Below are 24,587 nucleotides of genomic sequence, written 5' to 3' on the forward strand. Positions count from 1 at the left end.
TGACGCCGCGACTGCATCGGAAAACGCAGACTTCTGCGTGTTTTCTATTAAGCGATCACAGCCGGTGCTCGCCCTTCACCCAGCGGACGGTGCCCGAGCTGGCGCGCATCACGACGCTTTCGGTGGTCATCTTGCCCTTCAGACGCTTGACTCCCTCGAGCAGCGACCCGTCGGTGACGCCGGTCGCCGCGAAGATGCAGTCGCCGCGCGCGAGTTCGGTAAGGTCATACTGCTTGTCGAGATCGGTAACGCCCCATTTGGCGGCACGCGCGCGTTCGTCGTCGTTGCGGAACAGCAGCCGCCCCTTGAACTGCCCACCGACGCAGCGCAGCGCGGCGGCTGCCAGCACGCCCTCCGGCGCGCCGCCCGACCCCATATACAGGTCGATGGTCGTGTCGGGGTCGCTGGTCGCGATCACCCCCGCCACGTCGCCGTCGCCGATCAGCATCACGCCGCAGCCGACCGCGCGGAGCTCGGCGATCAGTGCCTCGTGCCGCGGGCGATTGAGGACGCAGACGATGATGTCGCGTGGGTCGACGCCCTTTGCCGCGGCGACCGCCGTCACATTCTCGGTCGGCGACCTGTCGAGGTCGATGATGCCGTCGGGATAGCCCGGCCCGCACGCGATCTTGTCCATATACACGTCGGGGGCATTCAGAAGCCCGCCCTTCTCTGCGATCGCTAGCACGGCAAGGCTGTTCGGCCCGGCGGTGGCGCAGATGGTGGTGCCCTCCAGCGGATCGAGCGCGATGTCGATTTCGGGACCGGTGCCGGTGCCGACCTTTTCCCCGATATAGAGCATCGGCGCCTCGTCGCGTTCGCCCTCGCCGATCACCACGGTGCCGTGCATGTCGAGTTCGTTGAGCGCGGCACGCATCGCTTCGACGGCGGCGGCGTCGGCAGCCTTTTCGTCACCCCGCCCGACCAGCGTCGACGCGGCGATCGCCGCCGCTTCGGTGACGCGCACCATTTCGAGAACGAGGACGCGGTCGAGTGTGTTGCTGACAGGCTGCATTGGACGAAGCTCCTAACCGTTAAACGGGTTAAACGAGCGATAGGCGAGCGATGCTTGCCGGGCAAGCCGCGTCGTTCGATAACAAGGCGAAGAGTCGATCGCGAAAGGCACGAGCATGACGGCGTGGATCGTGTTGCTGGCGATGGTGCAGGACGAAGGCCGGGCGGCGGCGATGATCGCGCGGGCGCGCAACATTACCCAGGTCGCGCAAGCCTGTCGCGTCGACGCCGATCCCGACGAAATCCTCGTCTGCGCGGCCCGCAATGCCGACCGGTTCCGCGTCCCGCTGACGACGGCACCGGCCGAGGGCGATCCGCGCGCCGTCGATGCGCTGGGCGAGCGCGAACGGTTGCTGGCGGTGCCGCAGCCATCGTGCGGCACGGCAGCGTTCCTGCAAGGGTGCGGCTTTGTCGGCGTGACCGCGTCGACCCGGCGCGGCGGCAGCATCGGCGCGCCGCGACCGTTAGCGAAATAGGCAACTATTGCGAAGATAACGGGTTGGGGAATCTAGCTTTCGGGGAGCAAGCCCATGTCGATGACGCTGTTGGTCGCGCTGGTCCTGCAATCGGCGCCGGTTGCGACGAAGCTGAACGTCGCCGAACCGGTCGATTGTGTCGTTACGCCGCGCGCGCTGGGCTGTCCCGAGCGGCGCAGCGACCGCTACCGGCTGGGCGACGACGACGAACCGGCGTTCGATCGCAAGGCCGACGGGTTGAAGCAGGACGGGCGGCAGTGTGGGCTGCTCGGGTCGCAGCAATATTGCACGCGCAAACCGCGCACGATCCTGTCGGCACCGACCAACTGAACGGACGGGACGGCCCGGTGCCGCCCCGTCCCGCTCCTCACGCTTCCGCCAGTTCGGCCTGCGCGTTGACCTTGTGCTCGGCCATCGAGGTCAGCTTCTCGTCGGTGGCGCGTTCCTCGGCCAGCGTCTCGGACAAGAGCGCGGCGCAGTCCTCGCGGCCCAATTGCCGTGCCCATGCGATCAGCGTGCCGTAGCGGGTGATCTCATAATGCTCGACCGCCTGCGCCGACGCGATCAGCGCGGCGTCGAGTACCTTCTTGTCGGCGATGTCGCCGGCGACCTCGTTCGCTTCCTTGATGATGCCGTCGATCGCGGGACAGGTCACCGCCTTCTTGGTCGCGCCGTGCAGTTCGAAAACCTGCTCGAGACGACGGATCTGCCCTTCGGTTTCGGCCAGATGGCGTTCGAACCCGGCCTTCAGCTCAGGGTCGGTCGCCTTCGCGATCATTTTGGGCAGTGCCTTGGTGATCTGGTTTTCGGCGTAGTAAATGTCCTGGAGCTGGTGGACGAAAAGGTCGTCGAGCGTCGCGATATCCTTTGAAAACAGGCCCATGACGGTTTCCTTCGCTGCGGGGTGATGCCCCCCTCAACGATGCGGAGCGGCGCCGGTTGCGTCACCCACCGCGACAGGCCAGCAGTTCAACGACATCCTCAAGACGCGCCGCATCCCCCAACGCAATCACCTCGCCGATGCTGCCGGCATGGAGCGGATCGCCCGACCAGTCGCTCATCGTGCCGCCGGCGCCCTCGACGACGGGTACCAGTGCAGCGAAGTCGTGCAGCTTCAACCCGGCCTCGACCACCAGATCGATATGGCCCGACGCCAACGTGCCATAGGAATAGCAATCGCCGCCGAGCACGGTCGAGCGAACCTTCGCCTCGACATGTTCGAAGCCGTGCAACTGCCCATCGTCGAACAGCGCCGGGCTGGTCGTCGCCAGCAGCGCGTCGGCAAGGTCGCGGCAGCGGCGGGTCTGTGCCGGCTGCCCGTTGAAGGTCGTGCCGCGCCCGACCGCGCCGAGCCAGCGTTCGCCGATGATCGGCTGATCGATGACACCGAGCACCGGCCAGCCATCCTCGACCAATGCGATCAACGTGCCGAAGATCGGCCGCCCGGCAATGAACGAGCGCGTACCGTCGATCGGGTCGAGTACCCAGACGCGGCCGCTGGTCCCGTCGCGGACGCCATATTCCTCGCCATGAATACCATCCGACGGCCGTTCGCGCTCGATCAGGGTGCGCATCGCCGCCTCCGCCTCGCGATCGGCCAGTGTCACGGGCGAGGCGTCGTCCTTGATCTCAAGGCCGTAATTGCTGCGGAAGCGCGGGCGGATCGCGGCACCGGCGGCGTCGGCCAGTTGCGCGGCAAGGGTCAGGTCGGCGGCGGTGACGGGCATGATGGGCCTTTGCATTGCGGAGTGCCAGATAGGCGGTCAAACGGGCAAAGCGCAAACGCTGCTCGCGGTTGTCGCAAATGGCTGGCACAGAGGGGCGCATGATCGCGCTCGCCCTGCTGCTCGCCGCCCCGCAAAGCCTGCGAATCGTTGCCGAACCGCCGGCATCGACCAGTGCCGCGGAGGCCGGGGTGCAGGTCTTCGCGCTCAACGAAGGCAGCGAACCGGTCGAGGCGGTGCCGACCGAGATGACCGTCGTCGCCGCCGATGGCGCGCGGCTGCGGATCGTGCCGGTCGAACCAATGGCGGCGACCGTCGCACCGGGCGGATTCCGCGCGCTGCGCTACCGACTTGCGCCGGCCATGGTTGCGGAGGTCGCGCCGCCGGCCTCGGACGAGACGGTCGTCGCGACGGCTGAGGGCAGCAGATCGGGATTTCTCGACCGGTTCGAACCGCATGCGCCGATCTATGGGGTCTTTGGCCTCGGATCGGACGGGGCGAAACTGCAGTTCAGCCTTGCCGTCCGCCCCTTCGACGGTGCCGGGCTGTTGGACGGGGTGCGGGTCGCGTGGACGCAGACGATGTTCTGGGCGATCGATGCGCCGTCCGGCCCGTTCCGCAGCACCAATTACAGTCCCGAAATCTATTATCAGCGCGCGCTGACCGACGATCTGGTCGGTGCGGTCGGCTATGCCCATGACTCGAACGGGCGCGATGCCGGGTCGATCGACGTCAACCGCCTGTTCGCCACCGCCAGCTATGCCCTGCCGATCGGCGATGGCTGGCAGGTAGAGGCGACGCCGAAGCTGTGGACCTATGTCGGCACCGGCTATCGCGATCTCGACCGCTATTGGGGCAACTGGTCGCTGGCCGCCGCTGTCGGGCAGGTCGATGGATTGCGGATCGCCGCGACGCTGCGCAATCCGCTGGGCAGCCGGCGTGCGGGCGAATTGTTCGCCTCCTATCCGCTGACCCGGATCGGCGGCGGCGCCGGACTGTACGTTTTCGGACAGGCATATAGCGGTTACGGCGAGGCGATCGACGATTATCGTCTGCGCAGTTCGAGCGCGCGGCTTGGCATTGCCTTCACGCGTTAGCATAACCGACCCCAAGCTCTTTCCGACAAGGAACCGCCCGATGCGTATCGCTTTGCTCGCCGCCGCCCTGACCCTGCCCTTCGCCGCCCCGCTGTCGGCGGCACTCGCGCCCGGGGCGAAGGCTCCCGATTTCACCACCCAGGCGGCGATCGCGGGCAAGGCGTTCACGCTCAACCTGCGCTCGCAGTTGCGCAAGGGACCGGTCGTTCTCTACTTCTTCCCCGCGGCCTTTACCGGGGGCTGCAACGCCGAGGCGAAGGCGTTCGCCGATGCGGTCGACCAGTTCAAGGCCGCCGGCGCGACCGTGATCGGCATGTCGGCCGACCCGATCGGCAAGTTGCAGGCGTTTTCGAACGAACATTGCGCCGGTCGCTTCGCCGTCGCAAGTGCCGGCCCGCGTGTGATTCAGGGGTTCGACGTTGCGCTCGATCGTCCGGCCGGCGCCGATGGCAAGGCGCGCACCATGACCACGCGCACCAGCTATGTCATTGGTCGCGATGGCCGGATCGCCTTCGTCCATTCCGACATGAACCCCGCCGACCATGTCCGTACCACGCTGGCGGCGGTACGCGGCCTCGCCGCGCCGCGCTGAACGGGGGGGGCCGCCCATCGTTAATCGTGGATAGAGGGTAAATCCCGGCGCAACGCGATCTTAGCAATCGGGGCATACTCCGTTGGCGAGAGTTTCGCGGGGGCGGAGGGAAGACGCGGTGTATCTGGAAAGAATCGGTAGCGGGACCCCGGTCGGAAACGGCCTGGTTCGTGCGATCATGGCTTTCCTCGAAAACCAGCGGCTCGAACCCACGCCCGTCAACTACACCTTCGCCTATCATGTGCTCAGCGATCCGGCGGGCGATCTTGCGCGCGAGGTCGCCCGGCGGACCGATGGCGGCGTCCGGTTGAGCGGCAGCGAGGTCGCGGAACTGGGCAACGCCATCGAAGCCGCCGCTCTGGGGCATGTCGGCCCGGCACCGACGTGCCCGGCCGCCGCAACGGTCCCGGATGAACCGGGTCCACGCGTTGCCGAGACACAGCGCCTGGTCGCCGGGTTCGAATCGACGGTCACCGCGATGCAGGACGAAACCCGCGACTTCGGTCGCGACCTTGCTGCGAGCGCCGATGCGTTGCGCGCGGTACCGTGCATCGACATCGTGACCACGATCGCCGATCTGGCAAAGATCACCGCGACGATGCGCGCGCGTGTCGAGATCGCCGAGTCGCGGCTGGCGCAGGCAAAGCGTGAGGCGAGCGAGTTACGCGAGGAACTGGCTGCCGCGCACGAGGACGCCCGGCGCGATCCGCTCACCGAACTGCCCAATCGTCGCGCGTTCGAAGCGGCGCTGGCCGGCAAGACCGGCGGCCCGTTCCACGTCGCCTTGTGCGACGTCGATCATTTCAAATCGATCAACGACCAATATGGCCATCCGGTCGGCGACCGCGTGCTCAAGGCGATTGCGGCGACGTTGACGCGCGAGTGCGCCGGGCAACTGGTCGCACGCTATGGGGGGGAGGAATTCGCCGTGCTGCTGGACGGAATCGATCCGATGGCTGCGGGCGCCCTGCTCGAACGCGCACGACGGGCGGTGGGAGCGCGACGCTACCGGTTGCGGGAAAGCGATACGGTGATCGACGGGATCACGCTGTCGGCCGGGCTGGTGACGCTGCGTTCGGATGAGACGATCGTCGAAGGCGTCGCGCGGGCGGATCATCTGCTATATGCGGCGAAACGCGGCGGGCGGAACCGAATGGTTGGTGAAATGCGCTAACTGCTGGCGGAGATTGCGCCAATATCGCGAGAAGGAGGCGCTTCTCTGGAATTAAGTCGTTTGTAAACAATCACTTACAAATTTGGCATGACCCCTGCAAAGCGCTCCGCATCGCCGGTGAAATGGTTCACACGGCCAAGCAAGGAGTAACTTCGATGACCCGTCTCGACCTTCGCCAGCAGTTCGCCGCCGCCTTTGCCGCGTTCTTCGTTTCCGCCGTCCTGTTGTCGGCCGCCGCACCCGTCGTACCGATCGCCTGAACTATCGGACAAGGGCGCGGCCGACCGCCTCCGCGACCTTGATGCCATCGACCGCCGCCGACAGGATGCCACCGGCATAGCCGGCCCCTTCGCCGGCGGGGAACAGGTTGGCGGTGTTGACGCTCTGGAAATCGTCGCCTCGGGTGATCCGCACCGGGGACGATGTCCGGGTCTCCACACCGGTCATCACCGCATCGGGATGGTCATAGCCCGGAATGGTGCGACCGAACGCGACCAGCGCCTCGCGCATTGCGGCCACGACGAAATCGGGCAGGCATTCCGACAAATCGGTCAGGTGAACGCCGGGGCGATAGGACGGTATGACGCTGCGCAGCGCCGTCGACGGACGGCCCGCCAGGAAATCGCCGAGCAGTTGAGCCGGAGCGCGATAGGCGCCGCCGCCCGCGGCGAAGGCGCGTTCTTCCCAATGGCGTTGCAGCGCGATGCCGGCCAGCGGATGGCCGGGATAGTCGCGCGCCGGATCGATGCCGACGACGATGCCGGAATTGGCGTTGCGTTCGTTGCGCGAATATTGGCTCATGCCGTTGGTTGCGACGCGACCCGGTTCGGAGGTTGCGGCGACGACGGTACCGCCCGGACACATGCAGAAGCTGTAGACCGTTCGTTCATTGGTGCAGTGATGCGACAGCGTATAGGCCGCAGCCCCCAGATCGGGATGGCCGGCGCAGGCACCGAAGCGCGCCTGATCGATCCAGCTTTGCGGATGTTCGATCCGCACGCCGATCGAGAACGGCTTGGGTTCGAGGAACACGCCGCGATCGTGCAGCATGTGGAAGGTGTCGCGCGCGCTGTGCCCCAGCGCCAGCACGACCGGGCCATCGGCGGCCAGCGTCTCGCCGGTCGACAGCTTCAGCGCGGACAGCCGACGCGTGCCGTCGGGGCGTTCGTCCAGTTCGATGTCGTCGACCCGGTGCGAGAAGCGATATTCGCCGCCCAGCGCCTCGACGGTCGCGCGCATCGATTCGACCATGGTAACGAGGCGGAAGGTGCCGATATGCGGATGCGCTTCGGTCAGTATTTCCTCGGGCGCGCCGGCCTTCACGAATTCGGTCAGCACCTTGCGGCCGAGATGGCGCGGATCCTTGATCTGGCTCCACAGCTTGCCGTCGGAAAAGGTACCGGCGCCGCCTTCGCCGAACTGCACGTTCGATTCGGGGTTCAATTCGCTCCGTCGCCACAGGCCCCAGGTGTCCTGCGTCCGCTGGCGCACGACCTTGCCGCGTTCGAGGATGATCGGGCGAAAGCCCATCTGCGCAAGGATCAGCCCGGCGAACAGCCCGCACGGGCCTGCGCCGACGACGATCGGCCGCGGGCCGGCATAGTCGGCCGGTGCCTTGGCGACGAAGCGATAGCCGGTATCGGGCGTCGGACCGACATTGCGGTCGCGCTTCGTGCGTCCCAGCACCTGCGCTTCGTTGCGGACGGTGACGTCGACCGAATAGACGAGCTGGATATCGTCCTTGTCGCGCGCGTCATGCGCCCTGCGCGCGATCGTGTATCGAACCAGGTCGCGCGGGGTGATGCGCAGCCGATCGCGGATCGCGGCGGTCAGTGCCTCCTCGGGATGGTTGAGGGGCAGTTTGAGTTCGGTGATGCGAAGCATCCGGCCATCTACAGCCTGTCGACGAAGCGGGAAAGCGTCGCGATTGTCCCCGCAGCGCGATGGCGATAGGCCGGGGGCATGATGGCATTGCTCCGAACCCTGTTGTCGTTGCTGCTGATGGTGACGGCGATTCCGGCGCTGGCACAGGGGGGCGGCGATGTGGCCACCCGCCTCGACGGCGCCGCCAGCGAGTTGGGATTGGTCGACGGGGCGCTCGACACCAAGCTGGAACAGAGCGACCGCGCGGCACTGCGCGCACGGGCACAGACCGTACGGGCAACGACGCTGGATGCCGCGCAGCAATTGACCGCCGATCTGGCGCAGATCGATGCGCGGCTGGCGCAACTTGGGCCGGCGGCCTCGGGCGAGGACGCTTCGATCCGCAGCGAGCGGACCGCACTGGCACGACAGCGCACGACGATCGATTCGGCGACGAAGCGCGCGCGGTTGCTTTCGGTGGAGGCCCAGCAGCTTATCGATGAGATTCAAGAAGGGCAGGCGGCCGAGATCAGCCAGAAATGGTTCGGTCGCGGTGCGTCGCCGCTGACGCCGGCATTCTGGAGCGCGATATTGCGTGCGGTGCCGCGCGATGCGCACCGGATCGAACGCTTCATCGCGGCAGAGGCGCGCACGGTCGCCACCGCCGTGCCGGGGCGGATGTGGCCGGCGCTGCTGGGCCTTGCCATCGCGATCCTGTTGCTGGGACCGGCGCGGCTGGCGGCGGGGCGGGTCGGGCAGCGGCTGCTGATCGACGGGGCGCCGGGGCGGCGGGTGCGACGGTCGGCCAATGCGCTGGGCCGGGTGCTGGTCGGGACGCTCGCCCCCCTGCTCGCTGCCGCTGCGATACTGGCCGGGCTGCGCTGGGCGGGACTTGTCGCACCGACATGGAGCGCGATGCTCGACCAGTGGCTGGTGGCGATCGGCTTTACCGCCTTCACCAGTTCGGTGCTGGGCGCGGTGCTGATGCGCGGCAGTCCCAGCTGGCGGATCGCGCCGATCGGCGATGCGCTGGCGGCGCGGCTGCGGCCCTATTCGTTCCTGCTGGCACTATTGGCCGGCTTCGCGATCGCGATCGATGCCGGACATAGCGCGATCGGGACCAGCGCCGCCGCGCGTACCGCGACGGCCGCGTTGCTGGCGCTGGCGCATATCCTGCTGATTGCGGCGGCGCTGTTCGCGATCGGCCGGTTACGCGCCGAAACGAACGGAGCCGAGGATGCGCCGGCTCGCACCGGGCTGGCCGCCGTCACGTTGTTCGCATGGGGTGTGGCGGCTGTGGCGCTGCTGGCGCTGGCGGCGGGCTATATCGGGTTCGGCCTGTCGGTCGGGCAGATGGCGGCATGGACGCTGGTGCTGGGGGCGGCGGTCTATCTGGCGCTAGCCGCCATCGACGATGTCGCGACGACGGTGTTCGAACGCTCGAGCCCGCTCGGCCTAGCCCTGACCCGCGGCCTCGGCCTGCGCGGCGGGACGGTCGATCAGTTCGGGGTGCTGCTCTCGGGCGTGCTGCGCGTCCTGCTGGCCGTGCTGGCGCTGGCGCTGTGGCTGTTGCCGTTCGGGGGCAGCGGCGTCGCCGATATCTTCACCAGGCTGGGCGATCTGGCGCGCGGCATCCAGGTCGGCGGGGTGACGATCTCGCCCGGCGCGATCCTGCGATCGGTCGCGGTGCTGGCGATCGGGCTGACGCTGGTGCGCGGCTTCATGCGCTGGCTGGAGGGGCGGTATCTGCCCGCGACCGAACTGGACGGCAGCGGGCGCAATTCGGTCAGCCTCGTCGCGCGCTATGTCGGCATCGCGCTGGCGGTGATCTGGGCGCTGGCGTCGCTCGGCATCGGGGTCGAACGGATCGCGCTGCTATTGTCGGCGCTGTCGGTCGGCATCGGCTTCGGTCTGCAGGCGATCACCCAAAATTTCGTGTCGGGTCTGATCCTGCTCGCCGAACGGCCGATCAAGATCGGCGACCTGATCCGCGTCGGCACCGACGAAGGCGATGTGAAGCGGATCAGCGTGCGGTCGACCGAGATTACGCTGGCCGATCATTCGACGCTGATCGTGCCCAATTCCGAACTCATTACCAAATCGGTACTCAACAAGACGCTGGCCAGTCCATTGGGGCGGATTCAGGTGCAGTTTTCGGTGCCGCTCGGCACCGATGCGGCGCGCGTGCGGCGGCTGGTGCTCGACGCCTTCGCCAATGAAGAAGCGGTGCTGGCCGATCCGGCGCCGTCGGCGTTCATCGACGCGATCATCGACGGCCGGATCGCGTTCAACTGCTTCGCGCATGTCGAATCGCCGCGTGCCGCCTATGGCGCGCGCAGCAATGTACTGCTCGAACTGCTCACCCGCTTTCGTGCCGAGGGGATCGAGATGGGCACGGTGCCGCAGCGGCTCGAATTGGTGACGGCGTCGCCTTCCGACCCCGTTCCCCCCTTGCCAGCCGATCCCGGTGGAGGCACGGCGCGGCCATGATCCTGCTCAGCGACGAATTTGCCGACCTGCCCTGCGCCGATGGTGGCGTGATGCGCACCCATGTCTTTCGCCCGGTAGGCGAGGGGCGGTTTCCGGGCGTCGTGCTCTATTCGGAAATCTATCAGGTGACCGCGCCGATCCGGCGGCTGGCGGCGTTCCTTGCCGGCCATGGCTATGTCGTCGCGGTGCCGGAGGTCTATCACGAATATGAGGCGCCCGGCACGGTGCTCGCCTATGACAAGCCGGGTACGGATCGCGGCAACGACTTGAAGTTCACCAAGCCGGTCGCGGGGTTCGATGCCGATGCGACGCTGGTGATCGATTTTCTGGAAGCGCATCCGGCCTGTTCGGGGCGGATCGGCGTGGCGGGTGTATGCCTTGGTGGACATCTTGCCTATCGCGCGGCGCTCGACGCCCGGGTGCTCGCGGCGGCGTGTTTCTATCCGACCGATATTCATTCGGGCACGCTGGGCGAAGGGCGGTGCGACGACAGCTTGCCGAGAGTCGGCGAGATCGGTGCCGAGATGCTGTTCGTCTGGGGGCGGCAGGACCCGCATGTCCCCTATGCCGGGCGGCAGGCGATCCGCGACGCGCTGGAGGCGGCGGGAACCACATACGAGTGGCATGAGGTGAATGCGCAGCATGCGTTTCTGCGCGACGAGGGGCCGCGCTATGATCCGGCGTTGTTCGTGAGCGCGACGGGGTGGATGCTGGCGATGTTCGCGCGGGTGCTTGGCAGGCGGATTTGACGGCTGACTAACCCGCTCTATCCGTTTGCTTCGGACGTAGGTTTGAGGCAGTTGAGAACCGTAGCCGAGAAGGGGTCGCCCAAAGCAAGCTGTTCTCGACAGACGCTTCTCGACAGGCTCGAAGCTGCTCGAACCGAACGGGTTTCACCGGGGGGATAGCCTAACCGACCGTTGCTACCCCCAGTCGCGGTATCTCGATCTTCGGGCAGCGGTCCATCACCACCTGCAGCCCGGCGGCTTCGGCGCGCGCGGCGGCGGCTTCGTTGATGACGCCCAACTGCATCCACACTGCCTTCGCGCCCGCTGCGATCGCGGCATCGACCGCTTCACCGGCGGCTGCCGAGTTGCGGAAGATGTCGACGATATCGATCGGCTCCCCGATCTGGTCGAGGTCGCGGAACACGAATTCGCCGTGGAGATGCTCGCCGGTGATCTGCGGATTGACCGGGATCACGCGATATCCCTGCCGCTGGAGATACGCCATCACGCCATAGGATGCGCGGTCGGGCCGGTCCGATGCGCCGACCAGTGCGATCGTTCTTGCCTCGGTCAGCAGGGTGCGGATGCCGTCGTCGTCAAGCATGTCAGTTTCTCGCCAGCCAGTCGCCGACCTGTGCGGCGATCTCCCTGAACGGATCGGCTTCGGCACCGTTCCCGGCGGCGGGGGGCGTGCCGGCGTCCGATGCGCTGCGAATGGCGAGAGTCAGGGGCACGCGGCCGAGGAACGGGATGCCGAGTGCTGCCGCCTGTGCCTCCGCGCCGCCGCTGCCGAACGGGTCCGACGTTTCCCCGCAATGCGGACAGACATAGCCGGCCATGTTTTCGACGAGGCCGATGATCGGCACCCCGGCCTTGGTAAACAGATCGATCGCGCGGATCGCGTCGATCAGCGCAAGATCCTGCGGCGTGGAGACGATGACGGCGCCGGCCGGCTTGTGCTTCTGGATCATGGTCAGCTGCACGTCGCCGGTGCCCGGCGGCATGTCGACGACCAGCGTGTCGGCCATCTCCCAATGCGCATCGACCAGCTGGGTCAGCGCGCCGGCCGCCATCGGCCCGCGCCACGCGATCGCCTGTCCGGCCGGGACCAGCTGCCCCATCGACAGCAAGGGCACGCCGAGCTTCGTCGCGACCGGCACCAGTTTCTTGTCGTGCGCCTCGGCCTTGATCCCGTCGACGCCCATCAGCCGCGGCTGCGACGGGCCATAGATGTCGGCATCCACCATGCCGACCCGGCGGCCCGAACGGGCCAGCGCGATGGCGAGATTGGCGGCGAGGGTCGATTTGCCGACCCCGCCCTTGCCGCTGGCGACCGCGACGATGCGCTGTGCCACACGCTCGCTGGTCTGCGCCACGCGGACGCCGGCGATGCCGGGTGCGGTGAGGGCGGCGGCGCGGACATCGGCCTCCAGCGCGTCGCGCGCGGCGGGGGGCAGGCCGGTCACGTCGAGGATGACACTCGCCTGATCGCCGGCGACGCGGACCATGGCGCGTCCGGCGGCGACGGGGGCGAGCAGTGCGTCGAGCGCGGCGGCGGCGGGCGAAGGTGCGGTCATGGCCGCGATGTAGCGTCGCCAAGGCGCGTTACCACTGTAAAACGCAAGGCGGCCCCCTATAAAGGATGGATGCGATGGATCATGGGGCGGCGCGGACGCGCGCAAGTGGTGGGGATGAGCGACAAGGGCCCATGGGGCGGCGGCGGCGATTCCGGGAACGGATCGGGCGGCGGCGGCGGCGATGACGGCCCACGCAATCCATGGTCGCTGCCGCCCGCCGGCAAGCGCGGACGGGTCGGCGGATCGACCTCGCTCGATGAATTCCTAAAGCGCGCGCGCACCGGCGGTCCGGGCGGCGGGCCGTCCTTCCCGGCCAATGCCGGCAAGCTGTGGCTGGCGGCGGTCGCGGCGCTGGTGCTGGTGTGGATCGCCTTCACCAGCTTCCATTCGATCGGGCCGCAGGAGCGCGGCGTGGTGACGATGTTCGGCCGCTATACCGGCACGCTGAATCCCGGCATCCAGTTCACCCTGCCCGCGCCGATCATGCGCGTGCAGGTCGAGGACGTGCAGAACACCCGCACCGAATCCTTTCCGGAGGGCAGCCAGCCCAATCTGATGCTGACCGGCGACCAGAATATCGTCGATCTAGCCTATTCGGTCCGCTGGAACATCAAGTCGCCCGAAGACTATGTCTTCGAGATCAAGAATCCGAAGGAAACGGTGCGTGCCGTCGCCGAAAGCGCGATGCGCGCGGCGGTGGCGGGCAAGAACCTGACCCAGGCGATCGGTTCGGGCCGCGGCGAGATCGAGGCGGAGGTGCAGACGCGGATGCAGGCGCTGCTCGACGAATATCAGTCGGGCGTGCGCGTGCTGGGCATCAGCATCCAGAAGGCGGCGGCGCCGGCCGAGGTCGACGACGCGTTCAAGGCGGTCACCGCCGCGCAGCAGGAGGCGCAGTCGAACCTCAACCGCTCGCGTGCCTATGCCCAGCAGGTGATCGCGCGGGCGCAGGGTGACGCGACCGAGTTCGACAAGATCTACGAACAATATCGTCTGGCCCCCGACGTGACCCGCCGGCGGCTCTATTACGAGACCATGGAGCAGGTGTTGAACCGCGCCGACAAGACGATCGTGCAGCCGGGCGTGCAGGCCTATCTGCCGCTGCCCGAGGCGCGTCGCCGCCAGCAGGCGACCCCCGAGCCCGAGGCGCCCGCGACGCCGCAGGCGCAACCGACGGGAGCGGCACGATGACCCGGTGGCTGCGCAATCCGATGGCGGCGGGTATCGCGCTGCTGGTGCTGGTCATCCTGTTCTTCAGCACGATCGTGATCGTGCCGGAGACGCGACAGGCGGTAATCCTGCGCTTCCAGCAGCCGGTCGGCACCCTCAACCCCTATCGCGCCGACCAGCCGTTCGGCCGGACGGGCGCGGGGCTGGTCGCCAAGATCCCGTTCCTCGACCGGGTGGTGTGGATCGACAAGCGCGTGCTCGATATCGAGTTGAACAACCAGCCGGTGCTGTCGACCGATCAGCTGCGGTTGGAGGTCGACGCCTTTGCCCGGTTCCGCATCGTGGATCCGTTGCAGGCGGTGATCTCGACCGGGTCGGCGTCGAACACCGAGGAGCGGGTCGCGGCGCAGCTCGAACCGCTGCTGTCGTCGGCATTGCGCGCCGAGCTCGGCCGGCGGCCGTTCGCGACGCTGCTCAGCCCCGAACGCGGCGCAGTGATGGACAATATCCAGAATGCGTTGCAGCGGACCGCGCGGCAATATGGTGCCGAGATCGTCGACGTGCGGATCAAGCATGCCGACCTGCCCGATGGCAGCCCGCTCGAATCGGCGCTGACCCGGATGCGGTCGGCCCGCGAACAGGAAGCGGCGACGATCGCGGCACAGGGTCAGCGCGACGCACAGGTCGTGCGCGCCAATGCCGAGGCGGAAGCGGCGCGCATCTATGCGGCAAGCTTTGGCAAGGATGCCGATTTCTATGCGTTCTGGCGGGCGATGCAGTCGTATCGCACGACCTTTGCCGGGGCGCCGAACCAGAGCGGATCGACATCGATCATCCTGTCGCCTGAAAACGGCTATCTTCGCGAATTCGGCGGGCGGGAACGCTAGACGTCCGCCGAACATTCAAACCGCGTTCAGCAAGGCAATGGCAGGTTCGCGCCCGAAGGGGTTGTGAGCCAATTTCGAAGAGGACCATCCGACTGTGCGTTACGCCTACGCCATTACTTCCGCTCTGTTGCTGGGCGGCGCTGCCGCGACCCTGACGCTCAATCCGTCGGGGGCGCAGACCGCGCAGAACGAACCCGGCGCGATCAACGCCATTTCCGCCCCGCGCGCCGGCGCGCCGATGAGCTTTGCCGACATGGTCGCGCGCCTGTCGCCGGCGGTCGTCAACATCTCGACCACGCAGCGCATCACCGTGCAGCAGCAGGCGAATCCGTTCCAGGGTACGCCGCTCGAACAATTCTTCGGCGGGCGCGGTGGCGGTGGCGGCGGCGGCCGGACGCAGGAGGCGCAGTCGCTGGGATCAGGCTTCCTGATCTCCAACGACGGCTATATCGTCACCAACAACCATGTCGTCTCGGCGGGCGCAGAGGGTGCCACGGTCGAATCGATCACCGTCACGCTGGCCGACCAGAAGGAATATAAGGCCAAGCTGATCGGGCGCGACGCGCTGTCCGACCTCGCGGTGCTCAAGATCGACGGTCCGAACTTCCCGTTCGTCCGCTTCGGCGATTCGCGGCAGGCACGGGTAGGCGACTGGGTGGTGACGATCGGCAACCCGCTCGGCCAGTCGGGCACCGTGACCGCCGGCATCATCTCGGCGCTGAACCGCGTGGGCCAGGGACCGTATGACCGCTTCATCCAGACCGATGCCGCGATCAACCGCGGCAATTCGGGCGGGCCGATGTTCGACATGCAGGGCAATGTCATCGGCATCAACTCGCAGATTCTGTCGCCGACCGGCGGCAATATCGGCATCGGCTTCGCGATCCCCGCCGAACAGGCGAAGCCGATCGTCGACAAGCTGATGAAGGGCCAGTCGGTCGCACGCGGCTATCTGGGCCTCGGTCCGCAGGACGTGAGCGAGGACATCGCCAACGCACTGGGCATCCGCAAGGATCGCGGCGCGCTGGTCCGCAGCGTTTCGCCGGGCGAACCGGCGGCACGCGCTGGCATCCGCGTTGGCGACGTGATCCTTGCCATCAACGGCAAGGAGATCACGCCGCAACAGTCGCTGACCTATCTGGTCGGGCTGGAGTCGCCGGGCAGCCGCGTCACGCTCGACGTGCTGCGCGACGGCCGTCGCCAACAGATCCCGGTCACGCTGGGCACGCGTCCGTCGGAAGAGCAGTTGCTGGCACAGGACGAGCGCTTCGATCCGAACGAGGCGCCCAAGACCCCGCCGGCGAACGACAGCCTGTCGGCAACCGCCGGCATCGCGGTGCAGCCGCTCAACCCGTCGATCGCGCGACAGCTCGGCCTCGAAGGGACGACGCGCGGCGTCGTGATCCTCGCGGTCGATCCTGACAGCGATGCGGCGGCCAAGCAGTTGCGGCGCGGCTTCGTCATCCTGTCGGCGGATCGCCAACCGGTGACGTCATCGGCCGAGCTGGCCCGTGCAGTGGCAGCGGCGCGTGCCGCCAAGCGTAAGCTGTTGTTGCAGGTCCAGCCGATCGGCCCGGGTGGGTCGGTGCCCCCGGCGTTCGTCGCGATCGCCGTCGACAACCAGTAAGCGGCAGCAAATGAAACTGGGCGGCGGCGAAAGTCGTCGCCTCTGTTCATTTGGAATCACGCAATTTACGCGGGCGGCAAAGCGGGTAATATCTTGCCACGATAAAGGGCAGGGACATGACCGATACGACCGAATTGTTTCTGGGCGCGACCGCCGGGGGTGTCCGCCAGTCTTTGGTCCTCAAACGCGCCAATCGTCATGGGCTGATCGCGGGGGCGACCGGCACCGGCAAGACGGTGACGTTGCAGGGGCTGGCCGAAAACTTCTCCGCCGCCGGGGTGCCGGTGTTCGTCGCGGATGTGAAGGGCGACCTGTCGGGCATCGCCATGGCAGGCAGCGCCACCGCCAAGCCGCACGCCGCCTTTGCCGAACGTGCCGCCGCGATCGGCGACAGCGACTGGCAATATCGCGACACGCCGGTCGTGTTCTGGGACCTGTTCGGCGAGGCGGGGCACCCGATCCGGGCGACCGTGTCCGAAATGGGGCCGCTGCTGCTCAGCCGGATGCTCAATCTGAACGACGTGCAGGAAGGGGTGCTGAGCATCGCCTTCCACGTCGCCGATGAAGACGGGCTGCTGCTGCTCGACCTCGACGATCTGCAGGCCATGCTGGCGCATGTCGCGGAGCGGGCCGACGAACTGACCACCCGCTATGGCAATGTCAGCAAGCAGTCGGTGGGTGCGATCCAGCGCGCGCTGCTGCAATTGCGGACACAGGGCGGCGATCGCTTCTTCGGCGAGCCGGCGCTCGACCTCGCCGATTTCCGGCGCCTAAGCGATGACGGGCGCGGCATCGTGTCGGTGCTGGCCGCAGACAAGCTGATGGCGTCGCCGCGGCTCTATGCGACGTTCCTGTTGTGGATGCTGTCCGAATTGTTCGAGACGCTGCCCGAGGTGGGCGACCCCGACAAGCCGGTACTGGTCTTCTTCTTCGACGAGGCGCATCTGCTGTTCGACGATGCGTCCGACGCGCTGGTCGACAAGGTCGAACAGGTCGTGCGGCTGATCCGGTCGAAGGGCGTCGGCATCTATTTCGTGACGCAGAACCCGATCGATATCCCCGATGCGGTTGCGGGACAGCTCGGCAACCGGGTGCAGCATGCGCTGCGTGCGTTCACCCCCAAGGAAGCGCGCGCGATCCGTGCGGCGGCGGAGACCTTCCGCGCCAATCCCGGCGTCGACGTCGCGCAGGCGATCACCGAACTGAAGACCGGCGAGGCGCTGGTGTCGGTGTTGCAGGCCGATGGATCGCCCAGCCCGGTCGAACGCACGCTGATCCGGCCGCCACGATCGCGGGTCGGGCCGGTATTGCCGGTCGAGCGCGGCGTGCTGATCGAGACCGATGTGATCGGCGACCGCTACGACGCCGCGATCGACCGCGAGTCGGCTGCCGAATTGTTGGGAGCCAAAGCCGAGGAAGCCGCTGCCGCCGCCGCTGCTTCGAAGGCGCAGGTCGCCGCCGACAGGCAGGCGGCGTTGCAGGCGAAGGAGGATGCGCGTGCCGCCAAGGAGGCCGAGCGCCAGCGCATCGCCGAGCAGCGCGCCAACGACCGCGCAGCGCGCGAGGAGGAGAAGGCGGCACGTGCGGCCGAGCGCGAGGCTGCGAACAATCCATGGGCGCGCGCGACGCAATCGGCAACGCGATCGGCCGGATCGGCGGTAGGGCGGATCGTCGTCAACGAAATCGGCAAGCAGGTGTTCGGCACCGGCCGGGGCGGCCGTGCAAGGAGCGGCGGCGTCGTCGGCGGATTGCTGCGCGGCGTGCTTGGTGGACTGTTCCGCGGTTGAGCCGGATGCAGCCGGTCGTCGGGGGGACCGAGACGCCCGATATTCCGCCCGCGCTGTTCGCGATGCCGCCCGGCATGGCGATCCGCTACGAACAGCCCGATCCGGTGCTGGCCGACTATACGACCGGCTACCACCTCTATGCCGCCAGCGGGCCGGCATCGATCGGCATGGAGAACTGGTTCCTGCCGGGTACCGCCAATGTGCGGGTGACGCTGAACGCCGGGCCGATCGCGGTGTGGATCGGCAACCGCGTGTTCGATCCGATGCCGCAGGCCAGCCTGTGCGGCCCGAGCAGCCATGCCCTGCGCACGATCACCAATGGCGGGATCATGATCGGCTTCGGCGTAAGCGCGCTCGGCTGGTCGCGCCTGTTCGCAGGGAGCGCCGACCTGTATGCCGACCGCATCGTGCCGCTGGCCGATGCCGCGCCGCCGGGCTTTGCCGAACGGCTGGTGGCGACACTGTCGGCGGTCGAGAGCGAACATGGCGTGAAGGCGGCGCTCGACGCGTTCCTGCTCGCCGAAATGGGACCACCCGGCCCCGACGCGGCGCTGATCCGCCAGATCGCGCGGCTGGTGGTCAATGACGCCCCCGGCGGGCTGGCACAGGCGGCGCGGGAATGGGATATTTCGCCCGAGGTGTTGCGCCGCATCTGCCGCCGGCATTTCGGGTTCCTGCCGAAGACGCTGCTGATCCGCGCGCGCTTCCTGCGGTCGCTGATCCCGCTGATCGAATCGCGGGGCGAGATCGATTATTCGACCATCGATCCCGCTTATTTCAGCGCATCGCATTTCCTGCGCGATGCCCATGCGGTGCTTGGCACCACGCCGCGCCGGTTCCTGCACGAGCAGCTCGATTTCCTGGTCGTTAGCCTGCGGGCGCGGGCGGCGGTGCTGGGGAGCGCGACGCAGGCGCTGCATCGGTTGTAAGTTTGCAATTCCGGACCCAAGAACAGGACCGTTCGGCTTGGGGGCCCGACCCGTTATTATGCTCTGGCGATTGGTCATGTGAGGGTTTTTACAGAAGCGAGGTTCAAACAGGCTTCCTGCGCCTGGTCGGAGGCTTCATAGTCGTTGGCGAAACCCCGGTTTCGACCGAGCCATGCGAAAGTCCCCTCGACGACTCATCGCGGTGGTTCCCGAACGAAGTGTCCGACGGGTTGCGGGCGGATGGTACGCTCGATGGTCCCTGGCCTTGAATCAGCGATGGCGGCGAGCAGCTTGGTGCCGCAACTGGCGCGGTCGGTATGGGCATGGCCTGGGCCGGGAAAGCGTTCGGCCAGTGCCTTGTGCGACGGCACGGCGCCGACGACCACGAACCGGCGGCGGCAGCAGCGGACCCGATCGCTGCCACTTCGCCGCACTCCAGTTGCTTGCATACCGACCCTTGCCCCGGCAATACCGATCCCGATTGGCTGCATTCCAAACCATCGTCGGTCCTTTCGTAGCTCCGCAACCCCGACCGGATCATACAGGACGAGGCCGCCCAACCTTTTTCCCCGTCAACCTCCGAGGGCGAACGCAGCGATTGGTTGGCCGGATGTCGTCCAGCTTGACGCGATCGGCGTTACACATGATGGCAGTCGCAACCCACGGGTTCACGCCGCGTTCAATGCGCCGATCCTATCCCGGCCCCATGACACGGAGACTGACCATCCGCCCGTTCGCCTTTGCCGTCGCGCTTGCCGCGCCGGTCGCACTGCATGCGCAGGCCCCGCAGAACGACCTTGCCGCGGTCCAGCGACATTTGTCAGCGACGCAGACGATGACCGCTGATTTCAGCCAGACCGACCGCAACGGTCGCGTGCTGACCGGGCAGTTGACGCTGAAGAAGCCGGGCAAGATCCGCTTCCAGTATCAGAAGGGCGTGCCGATCCTGCTCGTATCGGACGGCAAGTCGCTTTACTTCCTCGACTATCAGGTCGGGCAGAAGCAGCGTTGGCCGATCGGTAATTCGCCGCTCGGCATCCTGCTCAATCCGGAACGCGATGCGTCGAAATATGCGCGGGTCGTCCCGTCGAACGACCCTCGCATCGTCAGCGTCGAGGCCTATGATCCGAAGCGCCCCGAATATGGCCGGATCACGATGGTGTTCGCGCGGCAGTCCTCCGCCCCCGCCGGGTTGATGCTGCAGGGGTGGGTCGCGCTCGATGCGCAGGCGAATCGGACAACGGTGCGGCTGACCAACCAGCGTTTCAACGTGCCGGTCGCCGACAACGCGTTCCGGTTCAACGAACCCCGCCGGACCCGCCGCTGACGAAGGCCAGTCCGGGAAAATGAATCTGTCCGGCATTTTTATAAAATTACCGGATGTGTTCATCTTGGCGACAGGTTCGCGGCCCTAAGGCTGATCTCGCGGTGTTGGAGCGCGTCCGGGATTTTCCCCCCTGTTGCCCGGGTCTCCAATGCCCGCCTGCGTAACGAACGCTAGGTCGGCCCTCGCTCCATGCCCCCGGAGCGGGGGCCTTTTCATGTCTGGCGCAGGTGCTTTTCCGACGATACAGGCGCTTCATGGACACGCTTTCGGTCGCTTCGTGGAACATCAACTCGGTCCGGTTCCGCATGGACATCGTCGAGCAATTTTTGCGCGAGGCGCAGCCCGACGTGCTGTGCCTTCAGGAAACCAAGGTTGAGAATCGCGACTTTCCGCACGATCCGCTGCGGCGGCTGGGCTATACCCATATCGCGATCAACGGGCAACGGATGCACCACGGCGTCGCGGTGATCTCGAAAGTGCCGCTGGCGGAGGACGACCGGCTCGACTGGCAGGCGAATGGCGAGGCGCGCCATCTGGGCGTGCGGCTGGACAATGGTCTCAGGATCGAGAATGTCTATATCCCCGCCGGCGGCGACGTGCCCGACCGCGCAGTGAACCCGAAATTCGGGCAGAAGCTCGATTTCCTCGAACGCATGATCGACTGGTCGAAGGGGTTGGCGGGCATCCCGACGCTGCTGGTCGGCGATTTCAACGTCGCGCCGCTGGAAAGCGATGTGTGGAGCCACAAGCAGCTGCTCGATGTGGTCAGCCATACGCCTATCGAGGTGGAAACGCTGGCGCGGTTGCAGGCGGCGAACGACTGGATCGATCTGGGCCGCCATTTCATCCCCGCGCCGCAGCGGCTCTATACCTGGTGGAGCTACCGCGCGAAGGACTGGGCGGCGTCGGATCGCGGGCGGCGGCTCGACCATATGTGGGCCAGCCGCGATGTGGCGGCCAAGGCGACCGCGCACCGCGTCCACGAACCCTGCCGCAGCTGGCTGAAACCCAGCGACCATATCCCGATCGTCACCGAGTTCGCATTTTGAGCCAGACCCGTGATGTCGCGCGCGCGATCGACGCGCTGCGCCGCGGCTGGCCGATCGCGATCGCGGCGCCGGGCGAGCCCGCGCTGACGCTGTTGCCGATCGAGACCGCCGATCCCGAACGGCTGGCGCGGTTCGATCCCGACGGCACCAGCCAGATCCTGTTGTCGTTCGGCCGGGCCGAGACGCTGCGCATCGTCAACCAGCGCGCCGCTGCCCAGCCCGATCACCCGGTTGCGATCCGGCGCGAGGCGTGGACCGACTTCGCCGCCGCGACCGCGCTCGCCGATCCGCAGCTCGACCTCGCCACGCCGATGAAGGGGCCGTTTCGCAGTGTCGAGTTGGCGGCACCCGTCGCCGCTGGTGCCGCGCTGCGCCTCGCCCGGGTGGCGGGTCTATTGCCCGCCTTCGTGACCGGCGGGACCGGCGCCGAGGTGACGATCAGCCCGGCGGCGATCGACGCACATGAGGATGCCAACCGGCTGGCGATCGTCACCCGCGCAAGGCTGCCGGTCGCGGGGGCCGAGGACAGCGAGATCGTCGCGTTCCGCACCCCCGATGCCGCTGGCGAACATGTCGCGCTGGTGATCGGCCAGCCCGATGGCCGCCCGCCACTGGTGCGGCTGCACAGCGAATGCCTGACGGGCGATGTGCTCGGCAGCCTGAAATGCGATTGCGGGCCGCAGCTTCACGCCGCGATCCATGCCATTGCCGATGGAAATTGGGGCATCCTGCTTTATCTGCGGCAGGAGGGGCGCGGGATCGGGCTGGTCAACAAGTTGCGTGCCTATGCCTTGCAGGATCAAGGGTTTGACACGGTCGACGCCAATACGCGCCTGGGCTTTGCAATCGATGCGCGCGACTTTGGCGTCGCGGGGCGGATGCTGGCGCTGTTGGGGCAGCGGCACATCCGGTTGCTGACCAATAATCCGGCCAAGGTCGCGGGGCTGGAGGCGACCGGGATCGCCGTCGTCGAGCGCGTGCCGCATCACTTGCCCGCCAACCCGCATAACGAACGCTATCTGGCGACCAAGCGCGACCGGACCGGGCACCAGCTATAGTCAGCGGCTCTCCGATTGGAGATAGGCGATCAGGTCGGCGCGCTCCATCGGGTCGCGGACGCCGGTAAAGGCCATGCGCGTGCCCGGTACCACCCGCGACGGGGCGGCGAGCCATGCGTCCATGCGCGCGGCGTCCCAGCGGCCGCCATGGTCCTTCAACGCCTGGGTATAGCCGAAGCGCGAATCGCTCGCGACCGCGCGGCCGAGGATGCCGTGCAGATTGGGTCCGGCCAGCGCCTGCCGCCCCTTGCCGATCGTATGGCACGCCGCGCACTGGCCGAAGGCGCGGCGACCGGCGTCGACATCGGCATGGGCAAGCAGCGTCGTAAGGTCGGCATTCGGCCCGGCCGCGCGCAGCCGCCCGGCGCGGTCGGCATCACCGCCGCCGCATCCCCCCACCAGCAGCGCGAGCAACAGCCAGCGCATCAGTTCTGCCGCAGCGTCTTCCACGCGACGCGCTGCAACGCCTTCGCGACCGCCGGGGTCAGGCCGAGGTCGCGGGCGGCGCGTTCGTCCGGCCCGAGCCGGCGGACGTCATAGTCGGTGACCCGGCCGAAAATCGTCAGCGCCTCGAGATAATAGCCGGCGGTGCTGCCATGATAATGATCGTCGGCCCATAGCCCGACCTTGCCCGGATCGATCCCGTCATAGGGGTCGGCGTCAGCGATGCCGGTGGCAATCGCGTCGTTCCACGCGCTACCGACCGGGATCGTGCCGGCGATCCCCGGAACCGTCCGCGCCACCTGTCGATTGGCCGCCGCCAGATCGTTGGCCATCGTCGCAATCGGCTTGCCCGACCAGCGGCTGCCGGGACGATAGGTCAGGTCGGCGCGCGACCAGGTTTCGACCAGCTCGACCCGCGCCCGGGGGTTGCGGGCATGGAACAGCGCGGCGAGCCTGCCCGCCGCCGCGCCGTGGCGGGTGGCGTCGCCCGGATGACGTGCGTCGAGCGTCGAATAGCCTTGCAGGATCACCACGTCCCAGCGCCGGTCGATCGCCGCGCGCCGGTTGGCATCGTGATAGGCGAGATCCTTGCCCGGCGAGGTTTCGAGCGAGACCGTCCAGTCGAGTCCGGCCTGTTCGGCGAAGGTACGGAACAGCGCGGGGACGCCACCGATCTTCTCGCCGTTCAGGTCGGTGACGCTGTCGGGGCGGTAGCGTTCGACCGGCGACCCCGCCCCGAAGGTGAAGCTGTTGCCGATGAACAGGATGTCGCGCGCCGAAGCCGGGGCGACGGAGAGCGAAAGCGCGGTCAGGGTCAGGAGCAGACGGATCATGCGGTCTTCTACCCCAGCCGCCGGCGTCAGGCGACCGCCGCCGCGGCGAATTGCGTGCGCAGATCCTCGATCGTCGCCTCCAGATGGCGGGTCAGCATCTCGCGTACCGCCACCCCGTCGCGCGCCAGCCATGCATCGAGCAGCGCGCGATGCTCGACATAGGCGCGGTCGCCGCGCCCGGCCGGGCGCAGATGGGCGACGACATAGCGTTCGGCGAGCACCGACAGGCGCTGTACCAGTTCGATGGTCAGGTCACGCCCGTTCGCCGCCACCAGCGCGGCGTGGAAGGCACGGTTGCGTGCCGCCGCCTCCAGCAGGTCGCGCGGCGCCGCCCCGTCGAGTCGTTCGAACGCATCGATCACCGCCGTGCGGCGCTGCTCGTCGGCATGGATCGCGGCATAGGCCGCCGCCCCCGGTTCGACCGACAGGCGCAGTTCGTAGATTTCCTCGGCCTGCATCGCCGACATCGGCCGCACGGTATAGCCGCGATTAGCCTGTCCGGCGACCAGCCCTTCCTGTTCGAGCCGGGCCAGCGCCTCGCGCAGCGGGATCTTGCTGACGCCCAGTTCGCTGGCCAGCGCGTCCTGACGGATCGGAAAAGTCTCCGGCAGCGCACCGCTGACGATTCGTTCGCGGACGATCTCGAACACGCGATCGGACAGGGTTCGGACGACGATGGTCACGCTGCATTCCTTTGCGAAGCGGTCCGTTACCGGATGACGAAGAAGATATCCGGATTCC

Annotated in this window: 24 protein-coding genes and 1 pseudogene; 16 read left to right on the forward strand and 9 right to left on the reverse strand. The window is 67.4% G+C overall.

Annotated elements, in window-relative coordinates; genetic code table 11:
• Positions 1–55 precede the first annotated feature (55 nt).
• On the reverse strand, positions 56–1,015 hold the full coding sequence (glpX, locus tag MF607_RS11155) for a class II fructose-bisphosphatase (protein WP_242118672.1): 960 nt from the start codon (positions 1,013–1,015) through the stop codon (positions 56–58).
• 115 nt (positions 1,016–1,130) lie between these two features.
• Here glpX and MF607_RS11160 point away from each other — a divergent pair, with 115 nt between their 5' ends.
• Together MF607_RS11160 and MF607_RS11165 are read left to right on the forward strand one after the other, a co-directional pair.
• Entirely contained in the window at positions 1,131–1,490 is a 360-nt protein-coding gene (locus MF607_RS11160; protein ID WP_242118675.1) for a hypothetical protein, read from the forward strand.
• Between the two features lie 54 nt (positions 1,491–1,544).
• On the forward strand, positions 1,545–1,820 hold the full coding sequence (locus tag MF607_RS11165) for a hypothetical protein (RefSeq protein ID WP_242118677.1): 276 nt from the start codon (positions 1,545–1,547) through the stop codon (positions 1,818–1,820).
• Positions 1,821–1,857: 37 nt separating this feature from the next.
• On the opposite strand, the gene MF607_RS11170 is transcribed toward MF607_RS11165, so the two are convergent.
• Positions 1,858–2,373, reverse strand: a complete 516-nt coding sequence (locus tag MF607_RS11170) for a YciE/YciF ferroxidase family protein (protein WP_242118679.1) — start codon at positions 2,371–2,373, stop codon at positions 1,858–1,860.
• A 61-nt stretch (positions 2,374–2,434) separates the two neighbouring features.
• The gene (gene hisN, locus MF607_RS11175) at positions 2,435–3,217 is read right to left on the reverse strand and encodes a histidinol-phosphatase (RefSeq protein ID WP_242118962.1); all 783 of its coding nucleotides are present in this window, start codon (positions 3,215–3,217) and stop codon (positions 2,435–2,437) included.
• Positions 3,218–3,315: 98 nt separating this feature from the next.
• On the opposite strand from hisN, the gene MF607_RS11180 reads away from it, so the two are divergent.
• The 3 genes from MF607_RS11180 (at position 3,316) to MF607_RS11190 (ending at position 6,077) form a co-directional block, all read left to right on the forward strand.
• Entirely contained in the window at positions 3,316–4,311 is a 996-nt protein-coding gene (locus MF607_RS11180) for a phospholipase A (RefSeq protein WP_242118681.1), read from the forward strand.
• Positions 4,312–4,351: 40 nt separating this feature from the next.
• A complete protein-coding gene (locus MF607_RS11185; RefSeq protein ID WP_242118683.1) occupies positions 4,352–4,903 on the forward strand; it encodes a peroxiredoxin in 552 nt (183 codons plus the stop codon).
• Positions 4,904–5,081: 178 nt separating this feature from the next.
• The gene (locus tag MF607_RS11190; protein ID WP_242118685.1) at positions 5,082–6,077 is read left to right on the forward strand and encodes a GGDEF domain-containing protein; all 996 of its coding nucleotides are present in this window, start codon (positions 5,082–5,084) and stop codon (positions 6,075–6,077) included.
• 261 nt (positions 6,078–6,338) lie between these two features.
• Here MF607_RS11190 and MF607_RS11195 read toward each other — a convergent pair whose 3' ends face one another.
• Positions 6,339–7,961, reverse strand: a complete 1,623-nt coding sequence (locus tag MF607_RS11195) for an NAD(P)/FAD-dependent oxidoreductase (protein ID WP_242118686.1) — start codon at positions 7,959–7,961, stop codon at positions 6,339–6,341.
• A 117-nt stretch (positions 7,962–8,078) separates the two neighbouring features.
• On the opposite strand from MF607_RS11195, the pseudogene MF607_RS23045 reads away from it, so the two are divergent.
• The 3 genes and pseudogenes from MF607_RS23045 to MF607_RS11205 form a co-directional block, all read left to right on the forward strand.
• Positions 8,079–8,519: pseudogene (locus MF607_RS23045) on the forward strand (DUF3772 domain-containing protein); the annotation flags it as partial.
• A gap of 405 nt (positions 8,520–8,924) precedes the next feature.
• Positions 8,925–10,430, forward strand: coding sequence for a mechanosensitive ion channel family protein (locus MF607_RS23050; protein WP_431311944.1), 1,506 nt, complete (start codon positions 8,925–8,927; stop codon positions 10,428–10,430).
• A complete protein-coding gene (locus MF607_RS11205) occupies positions 10,427–11,179 on the forward strand; it encodes a dienelactone hydrolase family protein (protein WP_242118691.1) in 753 nt (250 codons plus the stop codon). Before MF607_RS23050 ends, MF607_RS11205 begins: the two co-directional genes overlap by 4 nt.
• 160 nt (positions 11,180–11,339) lie before the next feature.
• Here the strand turns inward: MF607_RS11205 and MF607_RS11210 are convergent, their stop codons facing one another.
• Together MF607_RS11210 and MF607_RS11215 are read right to left on the reverse strand one after the other, a co-directional pair.
• On the reverse strand, positions 11,340–11,762 hold the full coding sequence (locus MF607_RS11210; RefSeq protein ID WP_242118693.1) for a CoA-binding protein: 423 nt from the start codon (positions 11,760–11,762) through the stop codon (positions 11,340–11,342).
• A gap of 1 nt (position 11,763) precedes the next feature.
• Positions 11,764–12,735, reverse strand: a complete 972-nt coding sequence (locus tag MF607_RS11215; protein WP_242118695.1) for an Mrp/NBP35 family ATP-binding protein — start codon at positions 12,733–12,735, stop codon at positions 11,764–11,766.
• A 69-nt stretch (positions 12,736–12,804) separates the two neighbouring features.
• Between MF607_RS11215 and hflK the strand changes: the two genes are divergently transcribed.
• The 8 genes from hflK (at position 12,805) to ribA (ending at position 22,569) form a co-directional block, all read left to right on the forward strand.
• Positions 12,805–13,926: a protease modulator HflK gene (gene hflK / locus MF607_RS11220; protein WP_242118697.1), complete on the forward strand. Its 1,122-nt coding sequence runs from the start codon at positions 12,805–12,807 to the stop codon at positions 13,924–13,926.
• On the forward strand, positions 13,923–14,792 hold the full coding sequence (hflC, locus tag MF607_RS11225; RefSeq protein WP_242118699.1) for a protease modulator HflC: 870 nt from the start codon (positions 13,923–13,925) through the stop codon (positions 14,790–14,792). The genes hflK and hflC overlap by 4 nt, the downstream gene beginning before the upstream one ends.
• A gap of 94 nt (positions 14,793–14,886) precedes the next feature.
• Positions 14,887–16,419, forward strand: a complete 1,533-nt coding sequence (locus MF607_RS11230) for a Do family serine endopeptidase (RefSeq protein ID WP_242118701.1) — start codon at positions 14,887–14,889, stop codon at positions 16,417–16,419.
• A gap of 116 nt (positions 16,420–16,535) precedes the next feature.
• A complete protein-coding gene (locus MF607_RS11235; RefSeq protein WP_242118703.1) occupies positions 16,536–18,206 on the forward strand; it encodes a helicase HerA-like domain-containing protein in 1,671 nt (556 codons plus the stop codon).
• Entirely contained in the window at positions 18,203–19,135 is a 933-nt protein-coding gene (locus MF607_RS11240; protein ID WP_242118705.1) for a hypothetical protein, read from the forward strand. The genes MF607_RS11235 and MF607_RS11240 overlap by 4 nt, the downstream gene beginning before the upstream one ends.
• 706 nt (positions 19,136–19,841) lie before the next feature.
• Positions 19,842–20,462, forward strand: a complete 621-nt coding sequence (locus MF607_RS11245; RefSeq protein ID WP_242118707.1) for a LolA family protein — start codon at positions 19,842–19,844, stop codon at positions 20,460–20,462.
• Between the two features lie 254 nt (positions 20,463–20,716).
• Entirely contained in the window at positions 20,717–21,511 is a 795-nt protein-coding gene (locus tag MF607_RS11250) for an exodeoxyribonuclease III (RefSeq protein WP_242118709.1), read from the forward strand.
• Complete coding sequence (ribA, locus tag MF607_RS11255) at positions 21,508–22,569, forward strand: GTP cyclohydrolase II (RefSeq protein WP_277925863.1); 1,062 nt, start codon at positions 21,508–21,510, stop codon at positions 22,567–22,569. The genes MF607_RS11250 and ribA overlap by 4 nt, the downstream gene beginning before the upstream one ends.
• On the opposite strand, the gene MF607_RS11260 is transcribed toward ribA, so the two are convergent.
• The 3 genes from MF607_RS11260 to MF607_RS11270 are packed head-to-tail and all read right to left on the reverse strand — an operon-like array spanning position 22,570 to position 24,529.
• Positions 22,570–22,995 carry a c-type cytochrome gene (locus MF607_RS11260; RefSeq protein ID WP_242118710.1) on the reverse strand — a complete coding sequence of 142 codons (426 nt, stop codon included), beginning with the start codon at positions 22,993–22,995 and terminating at the stop codon, positions 22,570–22,572.
• On the reverse strand, positions 22,995–23,846 hold the full coding sequence (locus tag MF607_RS11265) for a PEP-CTERM sorting domain-containing protein (protein ID WP_242118712.1): 852 nt from the start codon (positions 23,844–23,846) through the stop codon (positions 22,995–22,997). The genes MF607_RS11260 and MF607_RS11265 overlap by 1 nt, the downstream gene beginning before the upstream one ends.
• Positions 23,847–23,872: 26 nt before the next feature.
• The gene (locus MF607_RS11270; RefSeq protein WP_242118714.1) at positions 23,873–24,529 is read right to left on the reverse strand and encodes a GntR family transcriptional regulator; all 657 of its coding nucleotides are present in this window, start codon (positions 24,527–24,529) and stop codon (positions 23,873–23,875) included.
• Positions 24,530–24,587 lie beyond the last annotated feature (58 nt).

Source organism: Sphingomonas lacusdianchii, from assembly GCF_022664395.1.
GTDB lineage: Bacteria > Pseudomonadota > Alphaproteobacteria > Sphingomonadales > Sphingomonadaceae > Sphingomonas > Sphingomonas lacusdianchii.